This window comes from Pseudomyxococcus flavus (assembly GCF_050038885.1).
Classification (GTDB): domain Bacteria; phylum Myxococcota; class Myxococcia; order Myxococcales; family Myxococcaceae; genus Myxococcus; species Myxococcus flavus.
Genome location: NZ_CP143624.1, coordinates 5,939,691 through 5,956,910, shown reverse-complemented (window position 1 = coordinate 5,956,910; position 17,220 = coordinate 5,939,691). Strand labels below are relative to the sequence as shown.

Below are 17,220 nucleotides of genomic sequence, written 5' to 3'. Positions count from 1 at the left end.
GTCATGACGGACCAGGAGCGAGCCACGCTGCTCGCCGGCAACTACGGGACTCACCTGCGCGTGGTGGTGATTCGCCCCGACAACTCCGAGGTGGACCTGAGCACCCTGCTCGGCCGCGATTGGGTGATGGGCGCGCAGTGGTCCGAAACGCAGGACGCCACGGTGTGCGTGGCCACGGTGTCCGTGCGGCGCAGCGGGCCCGGGGGCATCGTCAGCCTGTCGCCCATGGTGGACGCGAGCGTGGCCAACCGCGGGCCCACCGGCCTGCTGGTGCCGCTCCTTAAGGAGGGGCGGCGCTTCCGCATTGAGGTGCAGACGACGAGCAGCGGACGCGCCAGGCCGGACGCATGGCGGCAGGTGTTCTACGGGAGAATCGACGAGGTGGACGCTGGGCCCGAAGAGCTCTCCTTCAACGGCCGCGACTACGCGGGCGTATTCCAGGACTTCTTCATCGAGCAGGAGCGCGACTACGGCAACGACACGGTGGGCGTGGCCGTCCAGGACGTCATGACCCAAATCATCGGCGACAACGTGCCCACCGGGACGGGCCCGGGGCTCTACGTGCCGGTGGACCCGATGTGGCAACTCGGCCGCTACACGCAACAGCGCGAGCCCGTCTGGGATGCGGTGCGTGCCCTGGCCGAGCAACTCGGCTGGGAGGTGCGCCTGCGCTGGCGAGAGGGGCACGGCTGGGCCCTTTACCTCCAGTCTCCGGAGCGCCTGGGCGGCGAGGCCGTGTGGACGTTCGGCCCGGAGGACTACGAGTCCCTCCGACAGGCAAAGCGCGCCCTGCGCGACATTCGCAACGTCGTGGACGTCCTCTACACGGACATCAACGACAGGGACGCGCTGGGCAACGCCAAGCGCAAGACGGTGACGTCCATCAACCCCTCCAGCATCGCCGAGTACGGGCGGCGCTACATGCAGGTGGCCGAGGCCTCCGCCAGCAACATCAACACGGAGGCCGAGGCCCAGCGCCTGGCCGACGCGGCCATCGCCGACCTGTCCGACTCCTCCCTCACGCTTGAGCTCGAGCTGCCGTACTTCTGGCCCCTCGAAATCAACGACATGGTGCGCGTGGAGCCGGACGGGGTCACCCTGGGCGCTCCCGTGGAGCTGGCCGTCGTCAACCTGGACCACACCTGCTCCGGCGGCATCGCCAAGACGAAGCTGCAGCTGCGCGGCCGGCCCGCCACCTCCGTGCTCGAGTGGCGCGCGCGCGACGCGGCGCCGCTGACGGCCCACAACGCCGCGCTCAAATCCATCGACGTCACCACGAAGCTCAAGGGCCCCGACGCGCCCAGCGACTTGCAGCCCACGCCCACCGTCAACGGCTTCGCCCTGGCCTTCAAGCCTCCCTCATCCGGCCCGGAGTGGGACACCTTCGAGCTGCACGTGTCCACCTCGCCCGGGTTTACGCCCAGCGCCTCGACGCTCAAGGCCGCCGCGTCCACCACGCGCTTCGAGGTGGCGGACCTGGTGCCCGGCACGACGTACTACGCGGTGGTGCGCGGGAGGGACGCCCACGGCAACGTCGGGCCCGCCTCGGAGCAGGTGGAGATGGCGCCACGGTACGCAACGCCGGCTGACTTCGCTCCCCATGTGTCGCTCGCTGCGCTACCGCCCAACGCCGATTTCGAGTCTGCCGCGAAGTCGGGACAGCCGGACACGTGGACGCCCATCGTTGGCGAGTGGGGAGTCGATGTTACCACCGACAACGCGGCCTACTCTGGGAGCAGAGCGCTCCGCTTCATCGCAGGCAGGAGCGCACAGGTTCGCTCTCAGCCCATCACGGTCCGTGGAGGTGACGTCTATTCGGCCGAGGTCTGGGCGATGCGGCCGACGCTCGATGGTGCGAACCTCGCAAGCCTAGTCGTGCGCTTCTACAGCGCTCCCGGTGTCGAACTGTCGACTGCGTCCAGGACGGTGACGGTCGCGGCGGCCTCTGTATGGGAGCGCTTCTACGTCGTCGGGACCGTGCCAGCCGGCGCGCGATTTGTTGCAGTCTCTTTCGGGCAAGGCAGTGGAAACACGGACCTACTCGTTGATTCGGTTCGCCTGGAGAACGTGCTCTCGCTCCAGCCTCCAGTCTCATACATCTCCGTTGATGGAATCCCGTTTCAGAACGGATTCGGTCAATTCGAGTCCCCGCCCTACTCCGCCATCGAGAACGAGTGGCCCGGCTTCTACATGAGCAGCAGTATGGACACGGTGTGCGTGGGCGTTGTCCGGGTCCCGAACCCTGCTCCCGCGACGCTCACCACAGCCTTTGTGCTCCCACCTACGCACTGCCCCGCCAAGACGCGGTGGTTCTCCTGCCCTACCTCGGCCAATACGGTCGTCCGAGCGCGCGTCACGAAAGCAGGTGCCGTCGAGATTGGCGCCGGCGCCCCTCCCAATGGATGGGTGTCATTGGAGGCGGTCCGGTTCCGCGCGGGGCCGCTGCGTTAGTGGCAATCCGCGTCTACGACGGGGCCTGGTCGGTACGTGAGGACACAGACCTGTGCCCCGCCAACGACTGCGAACGGGGTCTCCACGCGCGCCCATGCGGATGCGTCTTGGAGGTCAAAGCCACTGACGCCAACCTCACCGGCAGAACCGGGCGGCAACTCGGCAGTGAACTCCTGCTGAGCCCCCGCCTCGATACGCTGGCCACTGATGAAGTTCCGGACGATGCGCTCACCGGTCTCCACGTCCCGCGCCCAGTAGGACACCGTGAACTGACGCGAGACACTGTCCTCGTTGCTGACGACGAAGCGAACGGATCCAGCAGGGGCCGCTGCAGCGCGCTCTTGCCCACCACACGCCACCACGAGGGGCAGAGCGGCGACGACGGCAAGGAGCTGGCGGACCATGGGCACCCCCGAGTGTGAGTACTCCTGACTAGCTAGCACTCCAAGTCCTGGCCGGGCAATTGGCCCGGGCACCGAGGAAGGCCGGGACGCGAAGTAGCGCACGCGCGCCGGGGATTCCGTACCATCCGGTCAAGCAGGGATGCCCTCCGGGCGACCGAGCGGGAGCGAACGTGAGAGAGGCCGAGAATATCTGGCGAGGTGGTACGTCGGACAGGGCGCGCGCAGTGCCGCGCAGCAACACCGGAAGGTTCCGCCAGAGGCTGGACATCATCATCCGCAGGTACAGGGGTTCCCTCCTGGGGCGCCTGTACCAGGTGCGGCACGCAACGTCGGGAGAGCCGTCCCTGGACCTGGAGCTGACCGAGAGGCAGCAGCAGTTCCACCCGGACGTCGGGCTGGAGGTCCACATCAGTGCCTCCCCTGCTTCGACGGTGGCGCCACCGCGCGTCAGCCTGCGAGTCCACGCCCCTGACGGTGCTTCCGACGCGGACGTAGCGCGGAACCTGGAGGGCACCTTGGCGCTGACGAAGGCAATGGTACAGACGGCATGCACCCGCAGATTGCTCGCGGACACCATGGAGCACCTGCGCTCGCCGGCGCGGCGACGAGGCCCCGTGCTGCGCTCGCGCCGCTGGCTGCGCCGGGTGCGCCGTGCAGCTCGTCGGACGTGGCGCAGCACCGGCTCGGCAACCACCGTCGCGCTTGCGCTCGTCGCGGCGGCCCTGATGGGCGTCTACATGGTTCCGCCGCCCCCTCCGTCTCAACCTCCCCAGCTCGAGCGCAGCGATTGGAGCGGCGGCAAGCCTCCTGGCTGGATGGTGCCCGTCTCCACCCTGGATGCGCTCGTTCTGGCGCGTGACATGCCGCCACGCCCGTTCGAAGGCCAGAAGACGAAGGGGTGCGACGCAGAACAGGCGGAGGTCTTCATCAACGGCGGCTGCTGGGTTGCCACCGACCGCACCGCTCCGTGCGGCGACAAGATGTACGAGCACAAGGGCAAGTGTTACCGGCCGGTTGGGAAGCCGAACGAGCCACTGCGGTCGATTTCGCAGTAAGGGGCTTGCACTCCCAGTCCTGGAGTGCTACCCATTTCCACGGTTTTCGCAGTTGAAGTCCCCAACGGCTCGCTGAAGCAGTGACCTTTACCAGCGTCCCGTTTCCCACAGAGAGCTTCGGTCCCATCGCTTCGGCGAGAGGACCACCAGAAAAGGCCCGTGCACCCAGGTAGCGCTGGGACACGCGCCCTCCGGCGCTCTATCGGCGTTTGTAAAGGTCCGCCGATAGAGCGTCTCTACCCTTCTGGGGGCCTCGTGGAACGTCGCTCCGAGCCAGCTCGCACTCCCGAACGCGCCCCCCGTGAAACACGCTGCCCTGAGCGTGCGTCCGGCACGAAGGACAGCGCGTCCACGATGCGGCCCGACTCAAGCCAGGATGACACAGGCCCAGCGCCTGGCCCCTTGCGGTTGGGCCGCCCTGAGCTGGCCCACACCTTGCTCTACATCCACGCGGTCGATGCCGGCGCCAGCCGGATAAGTCGGCCTCGGGCACCTGGGTGACTCAGTACGTAGTCGCCGCGCGTCGCACCTCAGAAGTTGTTCACCTTTGTCCGAGCGGGGGAAGTCGAAGATGGATGCAACAACACTGGCTGCCTTTGAAGGAATGGTCCGGCGCGTCATTCGCGAGGAGATAGCGAGCGCTCCTGGCAGGGACGTGGACATGCTCACGCTGGTGGAGGCGGCGGCCGTCGCGCGAGTCAGCGGCTCTGTCATCCAGGCGTGGCTCCGGAGCGGGCAGCTCACGCGGTACGGCACGGTACGGCGGATTCTCGTCAGCCGCCGGCAGCTGATGGAAGTGCTGCGCCACCAGCCCCCCGCGCTGCCCAATGACGCCGAGTTGCCCGATGACGCCATCGAGGCTCAGGCCGCGCTGTACGCGAGGGGCGGGTAATGGGCACCGTCTACCTGCGCGCCGACTCGAAGTTCTACTGGATTGGCTGGATTGGCCTGGACGGCAAGCAGAAGTGCAAGTCCGCCAAGACAATGCACAAGGCCAGCGCCGAGAAGCTCCTGGCCGCCATCGAGCGGAAGGTGGAGGCCGAGCGGGAGAGCGGCCTCGCCGCGCCGGAGCTGGGCCCCATCACCGTGGGCCGCTACTGCCAGCGGTGGCTAAAGGAGCGCCGTGCCCGCGGCATCGCCTCCATCAACGACGATGAGGTGCGCATCAGCCACGCCATGCCGTACCTGAAGGACTTGGTGCTGGCCGACGTGCGGCCTCGCCACGTCCTCGCCGCCGTCCGCGCGCTCCAGGCGCTGAAGGACGAGGAGGGCAAGCCGTATTTCGCGCCGCGCTCCATCCTGCACATCTACGGCATCCTGCGTGTCATGTTCGCGGACGCCTTGCGCGAGGAGCTCATCAGCGCGACGCCGTGCGTCCTCACCGCCCGCCGCGGCGAGCTGCCTAAGAAGCGGGACAAGGACCTGGCCTGGCGCCATACCGCCATCTACACGCGCGAGGAGGCCGTGCAGCTCATCACCACCCGGCACATCCCGGAGAACCGCCGGGTGCTCTACGCGATGCTCTTCCTGGGCGGCATGCGCATCAACGAAGCGACGCCCCGGCGCTTCAGTCACCACCAGCCCCGCCTCTTGCCCCTGGGCAAGCTGCTCATCGCCAGCAGCTACGACGTCAAGAAGAAGCTCCTGAAGCCGGCCACGAAGACGGGCGTGGTGCGCGAGGTGCCCGTCCACCCGGTCCTCGCGCGCATCCTCGCGGAGTGGCAGGCGGAGGGCTGGGCGCGGTGCTACGGCCGCCAGCCGACGCCGGAAGACTTCATCGTGCCGGCTGCGGACCTCGGCATCCTCAACTCGACCGCGGCCTACAAGCGGCTCCTCGAGGACCTGGAGCAGCTCGGCCTGCGCCCCCGGCGGCAGCACGACGCCAGGCGCACCTTCATCACCTGCGCGTTGGAAGACGGGGCCCGAAAGGAACTGCTGCGCTGGGTGACTCACGGCCCCGAAGGAGACATCGTGGACACCTACACTTCGCCGTCCTGGCCGGTACTCTGCGAGCAGGTGGCTCTGCTCAAGCTGCCCTTCCCCGAGGCCCCTCCGTCTACTGGCGAAGGCACCGAGAATGGAGCGTCACTACAGGGGTACTACACCCCCAGCAACTCCGTAGAATTGCTGGGGAATTCAGTGGAGGCGGCGGGAATCGAACCCGCGTCCGAAAGCCTTCCGCTCTTCGACCCTACGTGCGTAGTCCGCGATTTGCTACGTCCTCAAGGCTCCCACGGACGGGATACTCAAGGCCGGTCCTGGAAAGGTCTCGCCACCTCGGGTCCAGGCCCCCTCGGCAGCCAGCCTGCATTCTGACGGTCTGTCCCAACCCCACAGGCCGAGGGCGGGGGGACCGCGCACTAAGAGCTGTTTTTAGGCAGCCAGCGCGAGCTCAACGTTGTCGTTGGCTTTTGTGTCTTTGCCGGGTTGGATTTACGAGCTACCTGACAAGCTCGGCACGCGTCTCGAACTTCAATGCCCCCGTCGAAACCAGGTCGCCCCCGGTAGGTTCACTGCAGGTGACGCGGTCCCTCACTGCGCCGCGTCTTCACCACATTAACCGCTGACGGGAGCGCGTCAATCCTCCTGAATGGCTCCGGGCACACGTGGGCGCACGGCCGTGGACACTCGGCGCACAAGTCCCTGCCCCACCGAGCCAGCCGTCGTAGGGTCGCCTACCCGCCGGGTCCCGCTTCTTCCGTCCCGGCCACGAGGCACCTGAATGAGACGAATGCTCCCCCTCCTGCTGCTCCTGCTGGGCACGGCCCTCCCGGCCGCCGCCGCGCCGACCCCGGCTTCGGACGCCTTCCCCTACACCCTCCACACGGACACCCTGCCCAACGGCCTCACCGTGGTCCGCGTGCCCTACCCGTCCCGCGGCATCATCGCCTACGTCACCGTGGTCCGCGTGGGCTCGCGCAACGAGGTGGAGCCCGGCCGCACGGGCTTCGCCCACTTCTTCGAGCACATGATGTTCAAGGGCACGAAGACGCACCCGGAAGGCGAGCGCGAGCGCATCCTGGGGAACTTCGGCTTCGACGACAACGCCTTCACCACCGACGACATCACCCTCTACTACTCCTACGGCCCCACCGCCGGCCTGCCCCAGCTCATCGAAATCGAGGCGGACCGCTTCCGGAACCTGGAGTACAGCGAGCCGTCCTTCCAGACGGAGGCGCTCGCCGTGCTCGGCGAGTACCACAAGAACGCCGCCGCCCCCTTCCTCAAGATGGAGGAGGAGCTGAACGCCGCGGCCTTCACCCGCCACACGTACCAGCACACCACCATGGGCTTCTACAAGGACATCCAGGCGATGCCCCAGGCCTATGAGTACAGCCGCACCTTCTTCGAGCGCTGGTACACGCCCGACAACACCCTGCTCTTCATCGTCGGTGACTTCGACGACGCCAAGGTCATGGAGCTGGTCCGCCAGCACTACGGCCCGTGGGACCGCAAGGCCGCCCAGGTCGCCGTCCCCGCCGAGCCGCCCCAGAAGGGCGCGCGCACCGCCCACATCGACTGGCCCCAGCCCACGCAGCCTCGCCAGGTGATTGCATGGCGCACGCCCAGCGCCGGCACCAGCCTGGCCGACGCCGCCATCCAGACGCTCCTCGTGGACTACCTCGCCGGCCCCACCAGCCCCGCCTACAAGTCGCTGGTGCTGGACAAGCAGCTCGTGGAGTCCATCGGCAGCGACTACTCCGAGCACCGCGACCCGCACCTCTTCACCCTCACCGCCACCCTCAAGGACGAGCGCCACCGCGACACCGTCCGCAAGACGCTGCTCCAGGAGGTCAGCCGGCTCGCCGCCGGGCGCGTGGACGCCGCGCGGCTCAAGGCCATCCAGGACCACGCCCGCTACGGCGCGCTCATGGCATTGGAGACGCCTCGCGACGTGGGCATCCAGCTCGGCTGGTACGCCGGCGTCACGGGCTCGCCCGACGGATTCCAGCGCCACCTGCAGAGCCTGCCCAAGGTGACGCCCACGCAGCTGTCCGACTTCGCCAAGCGCTACCTCACCGCCAACAAGCTCATCCTGCTCAGCCTCACCCCGAAGACGGGCACCACCGGAGGGACGAAGTGATGAACACCCGAGCACTCATGTCCCTCACCGCCCTGCTGGGGCTCGCCGGCTGCGCCACCACGCCCAAGGCGCCGCCTCCCGACGAGAACGCGCCGCCTCCCGCGGTGCCCGCCCAGGCCGCGAAGCCCGAACCCGCCCCGCAGCCCGCACGTCCGGAGTCCGTGCCCGCGACGCCGCTGCGCCAGCCCAAGCCCATGGAACGGGTCGTCCTCGCGCGGCCCGACACGCCCATCGTCTCGTTCCGGCTCGTCTTCCACACCGGCTCCGTGGATGACCCGAAGGGCAAGGAGGGCCTCACCGCCCTCACCGCGCAGCTCATGGCGGAGGGCGGCACGCAGAAGCTCACGGCCTCGCAGCTCCTCGAGGCGCTCTACCCCATGGCCGCGGAGCTGGACGTCTTCGTGGACAAGGAGTTCACCGCCTTCTCCGGCCGCGTCCACAGGGACTTCCTGGCGCGCTTCCAGGACATCTTCACCGACGTGCTCCTGGCCCCGCGCCTGGACGCCGCCGAACTGGAGCGCCTGCGCGCCAACGCCATCAGCGACGTGGAGAACGGCCTGCGCAGCGCCAACGACGAGGCGCTCGGCAAGGTCGCGCTGGACGCGCTCCTCTACGAAGGCCACCCCTACGCCCACTTCACCGGTGGCACCGTGCAGGGGCTGAAGGCCATCACGCTCGACGACGTGAAGGCGCACGTCCAGCGCGTCTTCACGCAGGACCGGCTCGTCATCGGCCTGGCCGGAGCGGTGGATGACGCGCTCGCGAAGTCGCTCACCTCGCGCCTGTCCGCGCTGCCCGCGACGGGGGCGCCCCGCGTGGAGCTGCCCGCCGTTCCAACGACGGCCGGCCGCACCGTCATCATCCAGAAGCCCACGCTCTCCACCGCGGTCAGCATGGGCTACGTCAGCACCATCCGCCGCGGCGACCCGGACTTCTTCCCGGTGGCCTTCGCCATGTCCAACCTGGGCGAGCACCGCCAGTCCATTGGCGTGCTCTTCACCGAGCTGCGTGAGAAGCGGGGCCTCAACTACGGGGACTACGCCTACGCCGAGCACTTCATCGAGTCGCCCGGCACCACGTACAACCGCACCAACATCGCGCGCACCCAGCAGGACCTCTCCCTGTGGATTCGCCCCGTGGTGCCCACCAACGGCGTGTTCGCCACGCGCGGCGCGGTGTTCTTCCTGGACCAGATGGTGAAGGAGGGCATCCCCCAGGAGCGCTTCGAGCTGATGCGCGGCTTCCTCCAGGGCTACACCCGCCTGTGGGAGCAGACCGACCAGCGCCGGCTGGGCTACGCCATTGACGGGCTCTTCTACGGCACGCCCGACTTCCTGGAGCAGTACCGCCAGGCCATGGCGAAGATGACGCCGCAGTCCGTCCAGGAGGCCCTGCGCCGCCGCGTGCAGCCGGAGGCCCTCAACTTCGCCTTCGTCACCGAGGACGCGGAGGGGCTCGCCCAGGCGCTGCGCTCCGGAGCGCCGTCGCCCATCACCTACGCGTCCCCCAAGTCCGAGGAGCTGCTCACGCAGGACAAGGCCATCTCCACCTCCAAGCTGCCCCTGCGCCCGGAGGCCATCCAGGTCATCCCCGCGCAGCAGTTCATGGAGAAATAACGCACGGCTGTAATCCGCAGTGCCGGGGGGTGGGTCAATTCCTTCCACCCCCCGGAGCCGGGTGCTAAGAGCCTGAAACATGCGAGGCTTCAGCTTGCGCGGCGCAGCCACCCGACTCGCCATCCTGGGCCTGTTCCTGGCCTCGGTGGCCGCTCACGCCGACCACGACCCCTTCGCCCGCGGATTCGACGCCGTCCCCGTGAAGGCCACGGCCGCTCAGCACAGCGGCATCGCCCTGGAAGGCACGAGCAACGCGCTGCCCACGGGCAGCTTCCGCGCCGCACTCCTGTTCGACTTCAACTGGCGCATCCTCGCCCTGAAGCTGGGCGACGAGAAGCTGGGCGACCTGTTGCCCTACCGGCTCGACGCGCACCTGCTCTTCGCCTACCAGCTCCATGAGCGCCTGGAGCTGGCGGTGGACCTGCCCGTCACGCTGCTCCAGGGCGACAACTTCCAGCTCCTGCGCGACACGCTGGACGCGCCCAACTTCCCGGGCGCCGCGGGCGTGGGGCGAACCACGCTGGGCGACATCCGCCTGCTGCCGCGCGTCCACCTGCTGGACCGCGAGAAGTTCCCCGTGGGCGTGTCGCTCGTCGCCGAGGTCCGGCTGCCGACGGGCAGCGCGTCCAGCTTCACCGGCGAGCGAGGCGTGCTGTGGGCGCCTCGCATCGCGCTCGAGCAGCGCTTCACCGCGCTCCCGGTGCCCATCCGCGTGCTCGGCAACGTGGGCGTGCGGCTGCGGCCCCACGCGCAGTACCTCAACCTGCTCGTCGATGACGAGCTGACGCTGGGCGCCGGCGCCATCGCGGAGCTGCCCAACATGGGCCGCTTCACGGATGTGGAGGCGGTGGCGGAGATGCACCTGGGCACCCCGCTGGTGCGCCCCTTCAACTTCGACCAGGCCGACTCGCTCAAGACGCCGTGGGAGGCGCTGGTGGGCGCCCGCGCGAAGGTCTGGGGCAACTGGGGCATGGAGCTGAACGTCGGCCGCGGCATCAACCTGTCCAGCGGCTACGGCCGTGAGGCCCTGCGGGTGATGTTCGCGGTGCGCTACGACGAGACGTTCGTCGACTCCGACGGCGACGGCGTGGCCGACATCCGCGACCGCTGCCCCAACGAGCCCGAGGACAAGGACGGCTTCCAGGACAGCGACGGCTGCCCCGACCCGGACAACGACGGCGACGGCATCGCCGATGGCGAGGACGGCTGCGCCAACGAGAAGGGCCCCAAGCACACCAAGGGCTGCCCGGACCCGAACTACGACACGGATGGCGACGGCGTCGTCGACGGCGAGGACGCCTGCGTCGACAAGAAGGGCCCCAAGTCGAACAAGGGCTGCCCGGAGGACGAGAACGACGCGGACGGCGACGGCATCCCCGACACGCTCGACAAGTGCCCGGACAAGCCCGGCCCGAAGGACTACGACGGCTGCCCGGACACCGACGGCGACGAGGTGCCCGACAACGAGGACGACTGCCCCGAGGAGTTCGGCCCGCCGGAGAACAACGGCTGCCCGTTCGACTCGCCGCCCTACGTCGTCGTCGAGTCCGACCGCATCCGCATCAAGGGCAACGTGCTCTTCGAGACAGGCTCCGCCGTCATCCAGAAGCAGTCGTACCCGCTGCTCGACGAGGTGGCGACGGTGCTGCGGAAGAACCCGACGCTGGGCCCGGTCCTCATCGAAGGCCACACCGACAACCGCGGCTCGCGCGCCCTCAACATGGGCCTGTCCGACCGCCGCGCGAAGTCCGTGCTCGAGTACCTGGTCAACAAGGGCATCGACCGCAAGCGCCTCAGCTCCAAGGGCTTCGGCTTCGACCGCCCCATCGCGACCAACGACACCGCCCTGGGCCGCGCGAAGAACCGGCGCGTCGACTTCCGCCTCGTGCGCTCCGAGGTGGAGACGGAGAAGAAGGAGACTGTCGTCCCCGCGGGGCAGCAGCCTCCACCGGGAACGACACGGGCTGGCGAGGCCCCGCCCAAGGACGCGAAGCCGTAGCCCTCACGACCCGGGGCGGGACGCCTGCACGGCGTGCCCGCCCCCTCCGTGGATGGACTCTTGCCGGGCCGCGGAGCCAGCTCCCTCGCGGCCCGGGACAGAGCGACTGCGGCGTGCCCGCTCCGATTCAGCGGACGGGCGTCACGGAAACCTCGCCCACCCAGAGCTTGTGGGGCGCGAACCGTTCGCCCTGGCAGGCGACGGCGACGCGGCCCTCACAGGGATTCACGTAGACGATCTTGCAGCCGCCCGCGTTCTCGAGCCACGGCGCCCGCTGCGCGTCGCAGACGGAATCCTTGTAGTGGCAGTCCTCGAGCAGCTCGTTGCTCGACCAGTAGAGGCACTTCCGCGCCGACGCCGCGCCACCGTCCACCGGCGCAGGCGCGTTGGGGCAGTAATCCGTCTCGCCCCGCCGCTCGGAGACGGACGCGCCCTCCCGGGCCCCCGCCCCGTTGACGTGCATGTTGAAGCCCGTCGCCGTGTAGAACATCGGTGGGTCCTCGCCGTAGACGGACTCGATGGACGCCTGCCACTCGCTGAGACATGCCTGCAGCGCGGTGCCGCAGCTCGGCTCCGACGAGGGCAGGTCCGCGCACGGCCCGCCACCGCGAATGGCCTTGTAGTGGCCCCGAGGCGTCGGCTGGTACTCCAGCGTCAGCACCTCCGGCGTCACGTCGTGGAACGCGGCGAGGTTGTAGTAGACGTTGGCGCGCGTCTTGGCATCCGCGCCGCTCACCCGGAGCGCACGCAGCGAGACGGCCAGCGCCTGCTCCTGCCGCCCCTGCTTCTGAAGACACAGCCCCAGGTCGGCCAGCGTGGGGCCGTGCTCCGGCGCGAGCTGCGCGGCACGCTCGAATAGAGGACACGCCTCGGCGAGCTTCTTCGCCCGATAGAGCTTCGTGGCACGGGTCCGCAGCGATTCGGCGTCCTCCGCCTTCTTCGTCGTGCCCCCGTCCCCCGGCGCCGCGGCCAGCAAGGACAGCGTCAGCCACCAGGACATGCTCCCCCCACTCCTGAACGTCAGGGCTGCTTCAGCGCGCGCTCGATGCGGCGACGGATGCCGTCCTCGGACAGGGCACCGCGCTGCGCGTCCATCACCTTGCCGTCGCGGTCCAGGAAGTAGAGCGTCGGCAACGCGCTGACCTGGAAGGCCCGCGCGACGTCGTCATCCGCATAGACGACGTATGGCGCCAGGTCCGGCAGGTGGTTGCGCATGAAGGACTCCACCAACTGGGGCGCCCGGTCGCCGTCGTCCCGGCTGGCCGCCACGAAGACGAGCCCCTGCGGCTCGTACTCCTTGGCGAGCTTCACCAGCGCCGGCATCTCCTCGCGGCACGGCGGGCACCAGGTCGCCCAGAAGTCCAGCATCACCACCTGGCCCTTCAGGTCCTCCAGCTTCAGCGTCCCGCCACCATGGCGAGGCATCTCCATGGACGGCATGGAGGCGCCATCCGGCACCAGCTTGGCGCGCTGGGCCTCCAGCACGCCCAGGTACACCACGCCGCCCAGGCCCAACGCGGCCAGCAGCCCCAGTACGACCTTCGTTCCGCCGCCCGCCTTCTTCGGGGCCGGAGGCGGCGCCCCGATGCTTTCCGTCACGCGAATCCTCTCTTCGTCAGGCGGCCATGCACCCGCCGCAGCACCCACCGCACACCGGCACGGGCCACCGGGCGCCGCGACACCCAGGTCGCCACGTCCGGCCCGTAGCGATAGTAGCCACGGATGAACGCACGACCGGGCGCGCTCTTCCGCAGCACGTCGTCGCGGTAGGCACGGAAGGCCACGAGCTCCGGCGCGCCCTCCCCGAAGGCCACCGTCGCCACGAAGCACGAGGACGCCGGGCTCACCCACATGAGCCGCTGGTTGGTGAGGTTCACCACCGCCTTCAGCTCGCGCGCCTCCGTGTAGACGAAGGCCAGCAGGTCCCTCCGCGCGGCGGGGAACTCCTGGCCGCTGGCCTCCTCGAACTCGATGCGCGTGCTGCCCGTGGTGCCCACCTCGTCCACGGTGAAGAAGTACCGCTTGGAGCTGCGGCGCACCTCCACCTCCAGCCCGCGCAGCTCGCCGAAGTACGCCAGGAAGGGCGTGCGGCAGACCGGGCAGATGAAGCGGTTGTACGCGTGGCTCGTGAGGAACGCGTAGTCCCCCACCCGCTTGCAGCCCATGTTCGGGCACACCAGCTTCACGCTCGCCTGGGGGGCGGGACGCGGGTCGTAGCGCGACACGCGCGTGGCCTTGTCGAACACCGGCGGCGGCCGCGGCGGCGACGTCACCAGGTGACGCGTGGGGTGCGCGGCGCGCTCCAGCTCCTGGGCCCGGCGCCACGCCGTCTCCGCGGCCTCCAGCCGGCCATCCGCGGTGTGGCAGAGCGCCTCGCCGTGGGCCAGCAGCGCGGCCACCAGCTTCTCCAGCGGCGCCACCGCCGCGGTGTCCCGCCCCGCCGCCAGCGCCTCCGCCAGCACGCGCTCAACCTCGGGGAGCAGGGCCTGGGCCGCCTTGCGGGAGGGGTCCTCCGCGCGCCGGTACACCGGGGGCTCGGGAATGCGGACGAAGAGCGCCGAGGCCGCCGCGCGCACCCGCTCCACCGCCGCGTCGCCACGCCCCACGTCCAACTGCGCCGCCCGCTCACGGGCCGCCTGAAAGAGTTCTTCGGGTTGCAAGCCCGCGGACATTAAAGGCCGCCCCCCCACCCTGTCAGCGCAATGCACACACCCTCGTTCGGAAACTGGCCACGGACGGCCTCTTGGTGTACGAACAGGTAGGAGGCTGTGAGCGTGAACGCATTGAAGTTCATCGTCTGGACGTGCTGTGCGGTGGGGCTCGGCGTCTTCCTGGCTTCGGGGAAGGTGGATGGACGCACGCCCTTGGACCACATGGAGCGGGCGTGGAACCGCTCGGTGAATCCGTCCACGGTTGATCGGCTCAAGGATGGCCTGGAGGACGCGTACGAGGACGCCAAGGATGCCGTCGCCGGAAACAAGGATTCGTCGCCTCGTGAGCGCATCAGCGCCGAGGACCGTGCAGCGGTGAACCGCATCATTGCGCAGAAGAAGTAGTCCGTCGTCGGGCCCGCTTCCCCCGGCCTCTCCGCCTCCTTAGGTTGCACGGAAGGTGGCTGGTCGGGGTGGAGGCGGGGCCATGGGCAGGGCGCGAGGCACGGGTGTCATCTTGTTGGCCGCGCTGGTGTGCGCGCTGGTCCTGCCAGCGCAAGCCGCCGGCCGCGACCGAGGGCGGCTCTGGGTGGAGTCGCAGAATCGCGCCCTCCAGAAACAACGCTCCACGTTGAGTGAGGTGGCCCGCAAGGCCATGCCCTCCGTGGTGTCCATCACCACGCAGCAGGCCGCCGACGTGCAGGCCGCTTCTGGAGAGGAAGCCCAGAAGGGCATCGGCTCCGGCTTCATCATCCACCCGGACGGCTACATCCTCACCAGCGCGCACGTGGTGGAGGGCGCGGCCGAGGTCCTCGTCTCCGTCCTGCACCCTCGCGGCTACGTGGAGGATTACGAGGCCGTCGTCGTGGGCGAGGACGCGCGCACCGACTGCGCGCTGCTGAAAATCTCCGCCCCTCGCAAGCTGCCGGTGCTGAAGCTCGCCTCGGCGTCGCACGTGCGCTCGGCGGACTGGATTGTCGTCATCGGCAACCCGTTCGGCCTGGCGCACTCGGTGACGGTGGGCGTGGTCAGCTACAAGGGCCGCACGGACGTGACGCCCAACGGTCGGGACGGCGACTTCGACTACATCCAGATGGATGCCTCCATCAACCCGGGCAACTCCGGAGGGCCGGTGCTCGACCTGCACGGCGACGTGGTGGCGGTGGCCAACGCCGTCAACGTGGCGGGCCAGGGCATCGGCTTCGCCATCCCCATCGACATCGCGAAGACGGTGATTCCGCACCTCAAGGCCCACGGCCGCGTGCGCCGCGGCTGGCTGGGCATGAGCGTGCAGGACTTCTCGCCGGAGGTGGCCGAGGCCTTCAACCTGCGCCGGGGGCGCGGCGTGGTGGTGACGGACATCGTCGCGGGTGGCCCCGCCGAGCGCGCCGGCCTCCAGGTGGGCGACGTCATCGTCGGGCTGGACCGGCGCAGCGTGCGGCGCGCCCATGCCCTGCGCTGGCAGGTCGCGGCCCGGGGCGTGGGACGCGACGTGCAGTTCCAGGTCCACCGGATGGGCCGCCCCCTGAAGCTGACGCTGCGGCTGGAGGAGATGCCGTCCGAGGAGGCGCCCACGCCCTCCCTGGCCACCTCCACGCCCGGGCGACACGCGGGCGCCCCGCAGTCGGTGCTGGAGGACCTGCTCTCACCGGTGCCCCGCTCGAAGAGCCGCCAGGCGGGCCCACCCGCCGGGGAAGCAGGCTCCGGCACGGGTGGTTCTGGACAGGACACCCCCGTGCCTTGATGTGCCGGCCGGGCCCCGGTTTTCCGGCCTCCTTGCGTTCGGGTGTCATGGGCGCTAGACAGTGCGCCTTTTTCCGTACCCTTGCGGCGGGTCCACCTCGGTGTGGCGCCGCGACTTCGCATCGTTTCGCAGGAGAGTTTCGCAATGGCCGAGGCCCAGACGACCCAGAAGCGCACCAGTTGGCCGCGTTTCGCCAAGAGCAATGGCAAGAAGGCGTGCACCGTGGAGGGCTGCAAGCGCCCCTACCGCGCCAAGAACTACTGCTACTTCCACTACAAGCAGTGGCGCCAGGGCGAGCTGCCGCACAGCCGTTACCGCACCTGCTCCAAGCCGGAGTGCCGCGTGAAGACGTTCAAGGGCGGCCTCTGCGAGAAGCACCACGCCGAGACCTTCAAGAAGGACGCGGCGTAGGCCACCTGCCGTTCGCGGCGCCGGGGTGGCCTCCTCGTCAGGTGGAGGCGCCCCGCGTCAGCGCGCGGTCCAGATGCTTGAAGGCGGTGAGCCACAGCTCCGCCTCGCGCTGGGTCAGCCGCGCTCGCATCAACGTCTGCTCCAGCTCGTTCAGCACATGCTGCGGCGCCTGCGGGTTGAGGAAGTCCGCGCGCAGCAGCACCTCCCGCATCCGCTTCGCCAACGCCCCCAGCGTGCCCAGCTTCGCGCCGGGCGCCTCGTCCGCCACGGGCGCGGGCGTGAGCCCCTGACGGTGGCAGAGGTACAGCAACACCGCCGAGGACTGCGCCAGGTTCATGGAGGGCTGCACGGCCGACGTCGGAATCGCCAGCACGTCCGTGCAGCGCGCCAGGTCCTCGTCGGACATGCCCCGCTGCTCTCCACCGAACACGAGCGCCACGCGGCCCCGCGCGCTCTCCTCCGCCAGCCGGCGGATGGCCTCTTCCGGCATCAACGCCGTGCGTCCCTTGAGCTGGGTGCGAGACGTCGTGCCCACCGCGTACACGCAGTCCTTCAGCGCCTCGGAGAGGTCGGACGCCACCTCCATGCCCCTCAAGACGAAGTCGCTTTTGACCGCAAGACGCTCCGCGCCCTCGATGGACTTCAGCACCGGCTCCGACAGAATCAGCCGTGAGAATCCGAAGTTGGCCATGATCCTGGCCACGGCGCCGAGATTGTCGGTTGAACGCGTCTGATGAAGGACAACGGTGAGCTGCTCCCCTGGCCGCATGCACTGAGTTTAGCTGGTTGATCTGGAAGCAGATCG

At 69.2% G+C, this 17,220-nt stretch carries 15 protein-coding genes and 1 other RNA gene; 9 read left to right on the top strand and 7 right to left on the bottom strand.

All coding sequences use genetic code 11. The features are described from left to right. Positions 1–3: 3 nt before the first annotated feature. The gene (locus VZL07_RS25040; protein ID WP_426750169.1) at positions 4–2,451 is read left to right on the top strand and encodes a fibronectin type III domain-containing protein; all 2,448 of its coding nucleotides are present in this window, start codon (positions 4–6) and stop codon (positions 2,449–2,451) included. Here the strand turns inward: VZL07_RS25040 and VZL07_RS25035 are convergent. Next, positions 2,448–2,855: a hypothetical protein gene (locus tag VZL07_RS25035; protein ID WP_426750168.1), complete on the bottom strand. Its 408-nt coding sequence runs from the start codon at positions 2,853–2,855 to the stop codon at positions 2,448–2,450. The genes VZL07_RS25040 and VZL07_RS25035 overlap by 4 nt on opposite strands. A 170-nt stretch (positions 2,856–3,025) precedes the next feature. On the opposite strand from VZL07_RS25035, the gene VZL07_RS25030 reads away from it, so the two are divergent. Together VZL07_RS25030 and VZL07_RS25025 are read left to right on the top strand one after the other, a co-directional pair. Further along, positions 3,026–3,910 carry a hypothetical protein gene (locus VZL07_RS25030; RefSeq protein WP_426750167.1) on the top strand — a complete coding sequence of 295 codons (885 nt, stop codon included), beginning with the start codon at positions 3,026–3,028 and terminating at the stop codon, positions 3,908–3,910. A 604-nt stretch (positions 3,911–4,514) separates the two neighbouring features. Next, on the top strand, positions 4,515–4,802 hold the full coding sequence (locus tag VZL07_RS25025; RefSeq protein WP_426750166.1) for a helix-turn-helix domain-containing protein: 288 nt from the start codon (positions 4,515–4,517) through the stop codon (positions 4,800–4,802). 218 nt (positions 4,803–5,020) lie between these two features. Here VZL07_RS25025 and VZL07_RS25020 read toward each other — a convergent pair whose 3' ends face one another. After that, entirely contained in the window at positions 5,021–5,863 is an 843-nt protein-coding gene (locus VZL07_RS25020) for a hypothetical protein (RefSeq protein ID WP_426750165.1), read from the bottom strand. A gap of 184 nt (positions 5,864–6,047) precedes the next feature. After that, positions 6,048–6,413, bottom strand: a transfer-messenger RNA (tmRNA) gene (ssrA, locus tag VZL07_RS25015). A 219-nt stretch (positions 6,414–6,632) separates the two neighbouring features. Here ssrA and VZL07_RS25010 point away from each other — a divergent pair. The 3 genes from VZL07_RS25010 to VZL07_RS25000 all read left to right on the top strand — a co-directional run bounded on the left by VZL07_RS25010 (position 6,633) and on the right by VZL07_RS25000 (position 11,609). After that, positions 6,633–7,994, top strand: coding sequence for a M16 family metallopeptidase (locus VZL07_RS25010; protein ID WP_426750163.1), 1,362 nt, complete (start codon positions 6,633–6,635; stop codon positions 7,992–7,994). Beyond that, positions 7,994–9,610 (top strand): M16 family metallopeptidase, encoded by a 1,617-nt coding sequence (locus VZL07_RS25005; protein WP_426750161.1) that lies wholly within the window; start codon positions 7,994–7,996, stop codon positions 9,608–9,610. The genes VZL07_RS25010 and VZL07_RS25005 overlap by 1 nt, the downstream gene beginning before the upstream one ends. A 79-nt stretch (positions 9,611–9,689) precedes the next feature. Beyond that, the gene (locus tag VZL07_RS25000) at positions 9,690–11,609 is read left to right on the top strand and encodes an OmpA family protein (protein ID WP_426750160.1); all 1,920 of its coding nucleotides are present in this window, start codon (positions 9,690–9,692) and stop codon (positions 11,607–11,609) included. 127 nt (positions 11,610–11,736) lie between these two features. Here VZL07_RS25000 and VZL07_RS24995 read toward each other — a convergent pair whose 3' ends face one another. Genes VZL07_RS24995 through VZL07_RS24985 form a run of 3 tightly spaced genes read right to left on the bottom strand, consistent with a single transcriptional unit; the run spans position 11,737 to position 14,281 of the window. After that, complete coding sequence (locus tag VZL07_RS24995; protein ID WP_426750158.1) at positions 11,737–12,609, bottom strand: hypothetical protein; 873 nt, start codon at positions 12,607–12,609, stop codon at positions 11,737–11,739. Between the two features lie 20 nt (positions 12,610–12,629). Next, entirely contained in the window at positions 12,630–13,208 is a 579-nt protein-coding gene (locus VZL07_RS24990; RefSeq protein ID WP_426750157.1) for a TlpA family protein disulfide reductase, read from the bottom strand. Beyond that, a complete protein-coding gene (locus VZL07_RS24985; protein ID WP_426750156.1) occupies positions 13,205–14,281 on the bottom strand; it encodes a CFI-box-CTERM domain-containing protein in 1,077 nt (358 codons plus the stop codon). Before VZL07_RS24985 ends, VZL07_RS24990 begins: the two co-directional genes overlap by 4 nt. Before the next feature lie 96 nt (positions 14,282–14,377). On the opposite strand from VZL07_RS24985, the gene VZL07_RS24980 reads away from it, so the two are divergent. The 3 genes from VZL07_RS24980 (at position 14,378) to VZL07_RS24970 (ending at position 16,415) form a co-directional block, all read left to right on the top strand. Continuing rightward, the gene (locus VZL07_RS24980; RefSeq protein ID WP_426750155.1) at positions 14,378–14,665 is read left to right on the top strand and encodes a hypothetical protein; all 288 of its coding nucleotides are present in this window, start codon (positions 14,378–14,380) and stop codon (positions 14,663–14,665) included. Between the two features lie 82 nt (positions 14,666–14,747). Next, entirely contained in the window at positions 14,748–16,004 is a 1,257-nt protein-coding gene (locus VZL07_RS24975) for a S1C family serine protease (protein WP_426750153.1), read from the top strand. A gap of 144 nt (positions 16,005–16,148) precedes the next feature. Beyond that, positions 16,149–16,415, top strand: a complete 267-nt coding sequence (locus tag VZL07_RS24970; protein WP_426750152.1) for a vegetative protein — start codon at positions 16,149–16,151, stop codon at positions 16,413–16,415. A gap of 37 nt (positions 16,416–16,452) precedes the next feature. On the opposite strand, the gene VZL07_RS24965 is transcribed toward VZL07_RS24970, so the two are convergent. Beyond that, positions 16,453–17,184 carry an RNA methyltransferase gene (locus tag VZL07_RS24965; RefSeq protein ID WP_426750151.1) on the bottom strand — a complete coding sequence of 244 codons (732 nt, stop codon included), beginning with the start codon at positions 17,182–17,184 and terminating at the stop codon, positions 16,453–16,455. Between the last annotated feature and the right edge of the window lie 36 nt (positions 17,185–17,220).

Bases quoted from the DNA above. Each gene is read 5' to 3' on its own strand.
- VZL07_RS24985 (WP_426750156.1), bottom strand. From the start codon at position 14,281: ATGTCCGCGGGCTTGCAACCCGAAGAACTCTTTCAGGCGGCCCGTGAG.
- VZL07_RS25000 (WP_426750160.1), top strand. From the start codon at position 9,690: ATGCGAGGCTTCAGCTTGCGCGGCGCAGCCACCCGACTCGCCATCCTG.
- VZL07_RS25025 (WP_426750166.1), top strand. From the start codon at position 4,515: ATGGTCCGGCGCGTCATTCGCGAGGAGATAGCGAGCGCTCCTGGCAGG.
- VZL07_RS24975 (WP_426750153.1), top strand. From the start codon at position 14,748: ATGGGCAGGGCGCGAGGCACGGGTGTCATCTTGTTGGCCGCGCTGGTG.
- VZL07_RS25035 (WP_426750168.1), bottom strand. From the start codon at position 2,855: ATGGTCCGCCAGCTCCTTGCCGTCGTCGCCGCTCTGCCCCTCGTGGTG.
- VZL07_RS24995 (WP_426750158.1), bottom strand. From the start codon at position 12,609: ATGTCCTGGTGGCTGACGCTGTCCTTGCTGGCCGCGGCGCCGGGGGAC.
- VZL07_RS24965 (WP_426750151.1), bottom strand. From the start codon at position 17,184: ATGCGGCCAGGGGAGCAGCTCACCGTTGTCCTTCATCAGACGCGTTCA.
- VZL07_RS24970 (WP_426750152.1), top strand. From the start codon at position 16,149: ATGGCCGAGGCCCAGACGACCCAGAAGCGCACCAGTTGGCCGCGTTTC.
- VZL07_RS25040 (WP_426750169.1), top strand. From the start codon at position 4: ATGACGGACCAGGAGCGAGCCACGCTGCTCGCCGGCAACTACGGGACT.
- VZL07_RS25010 (WP_426750163.1), top strand. From the start codon at position 6,633: ATGAGACGAATGCTCCCCCTCCTGCTGCTCCTGCTGGGCACGGCCCTC.
- VZL07_RS25005 (WP_426750161.1), top strand. From the start codon at position 7,994: ATGAACACCCGAGCACTCATGTCCCTCACCGCCCTGCTGGGGCTCGCC.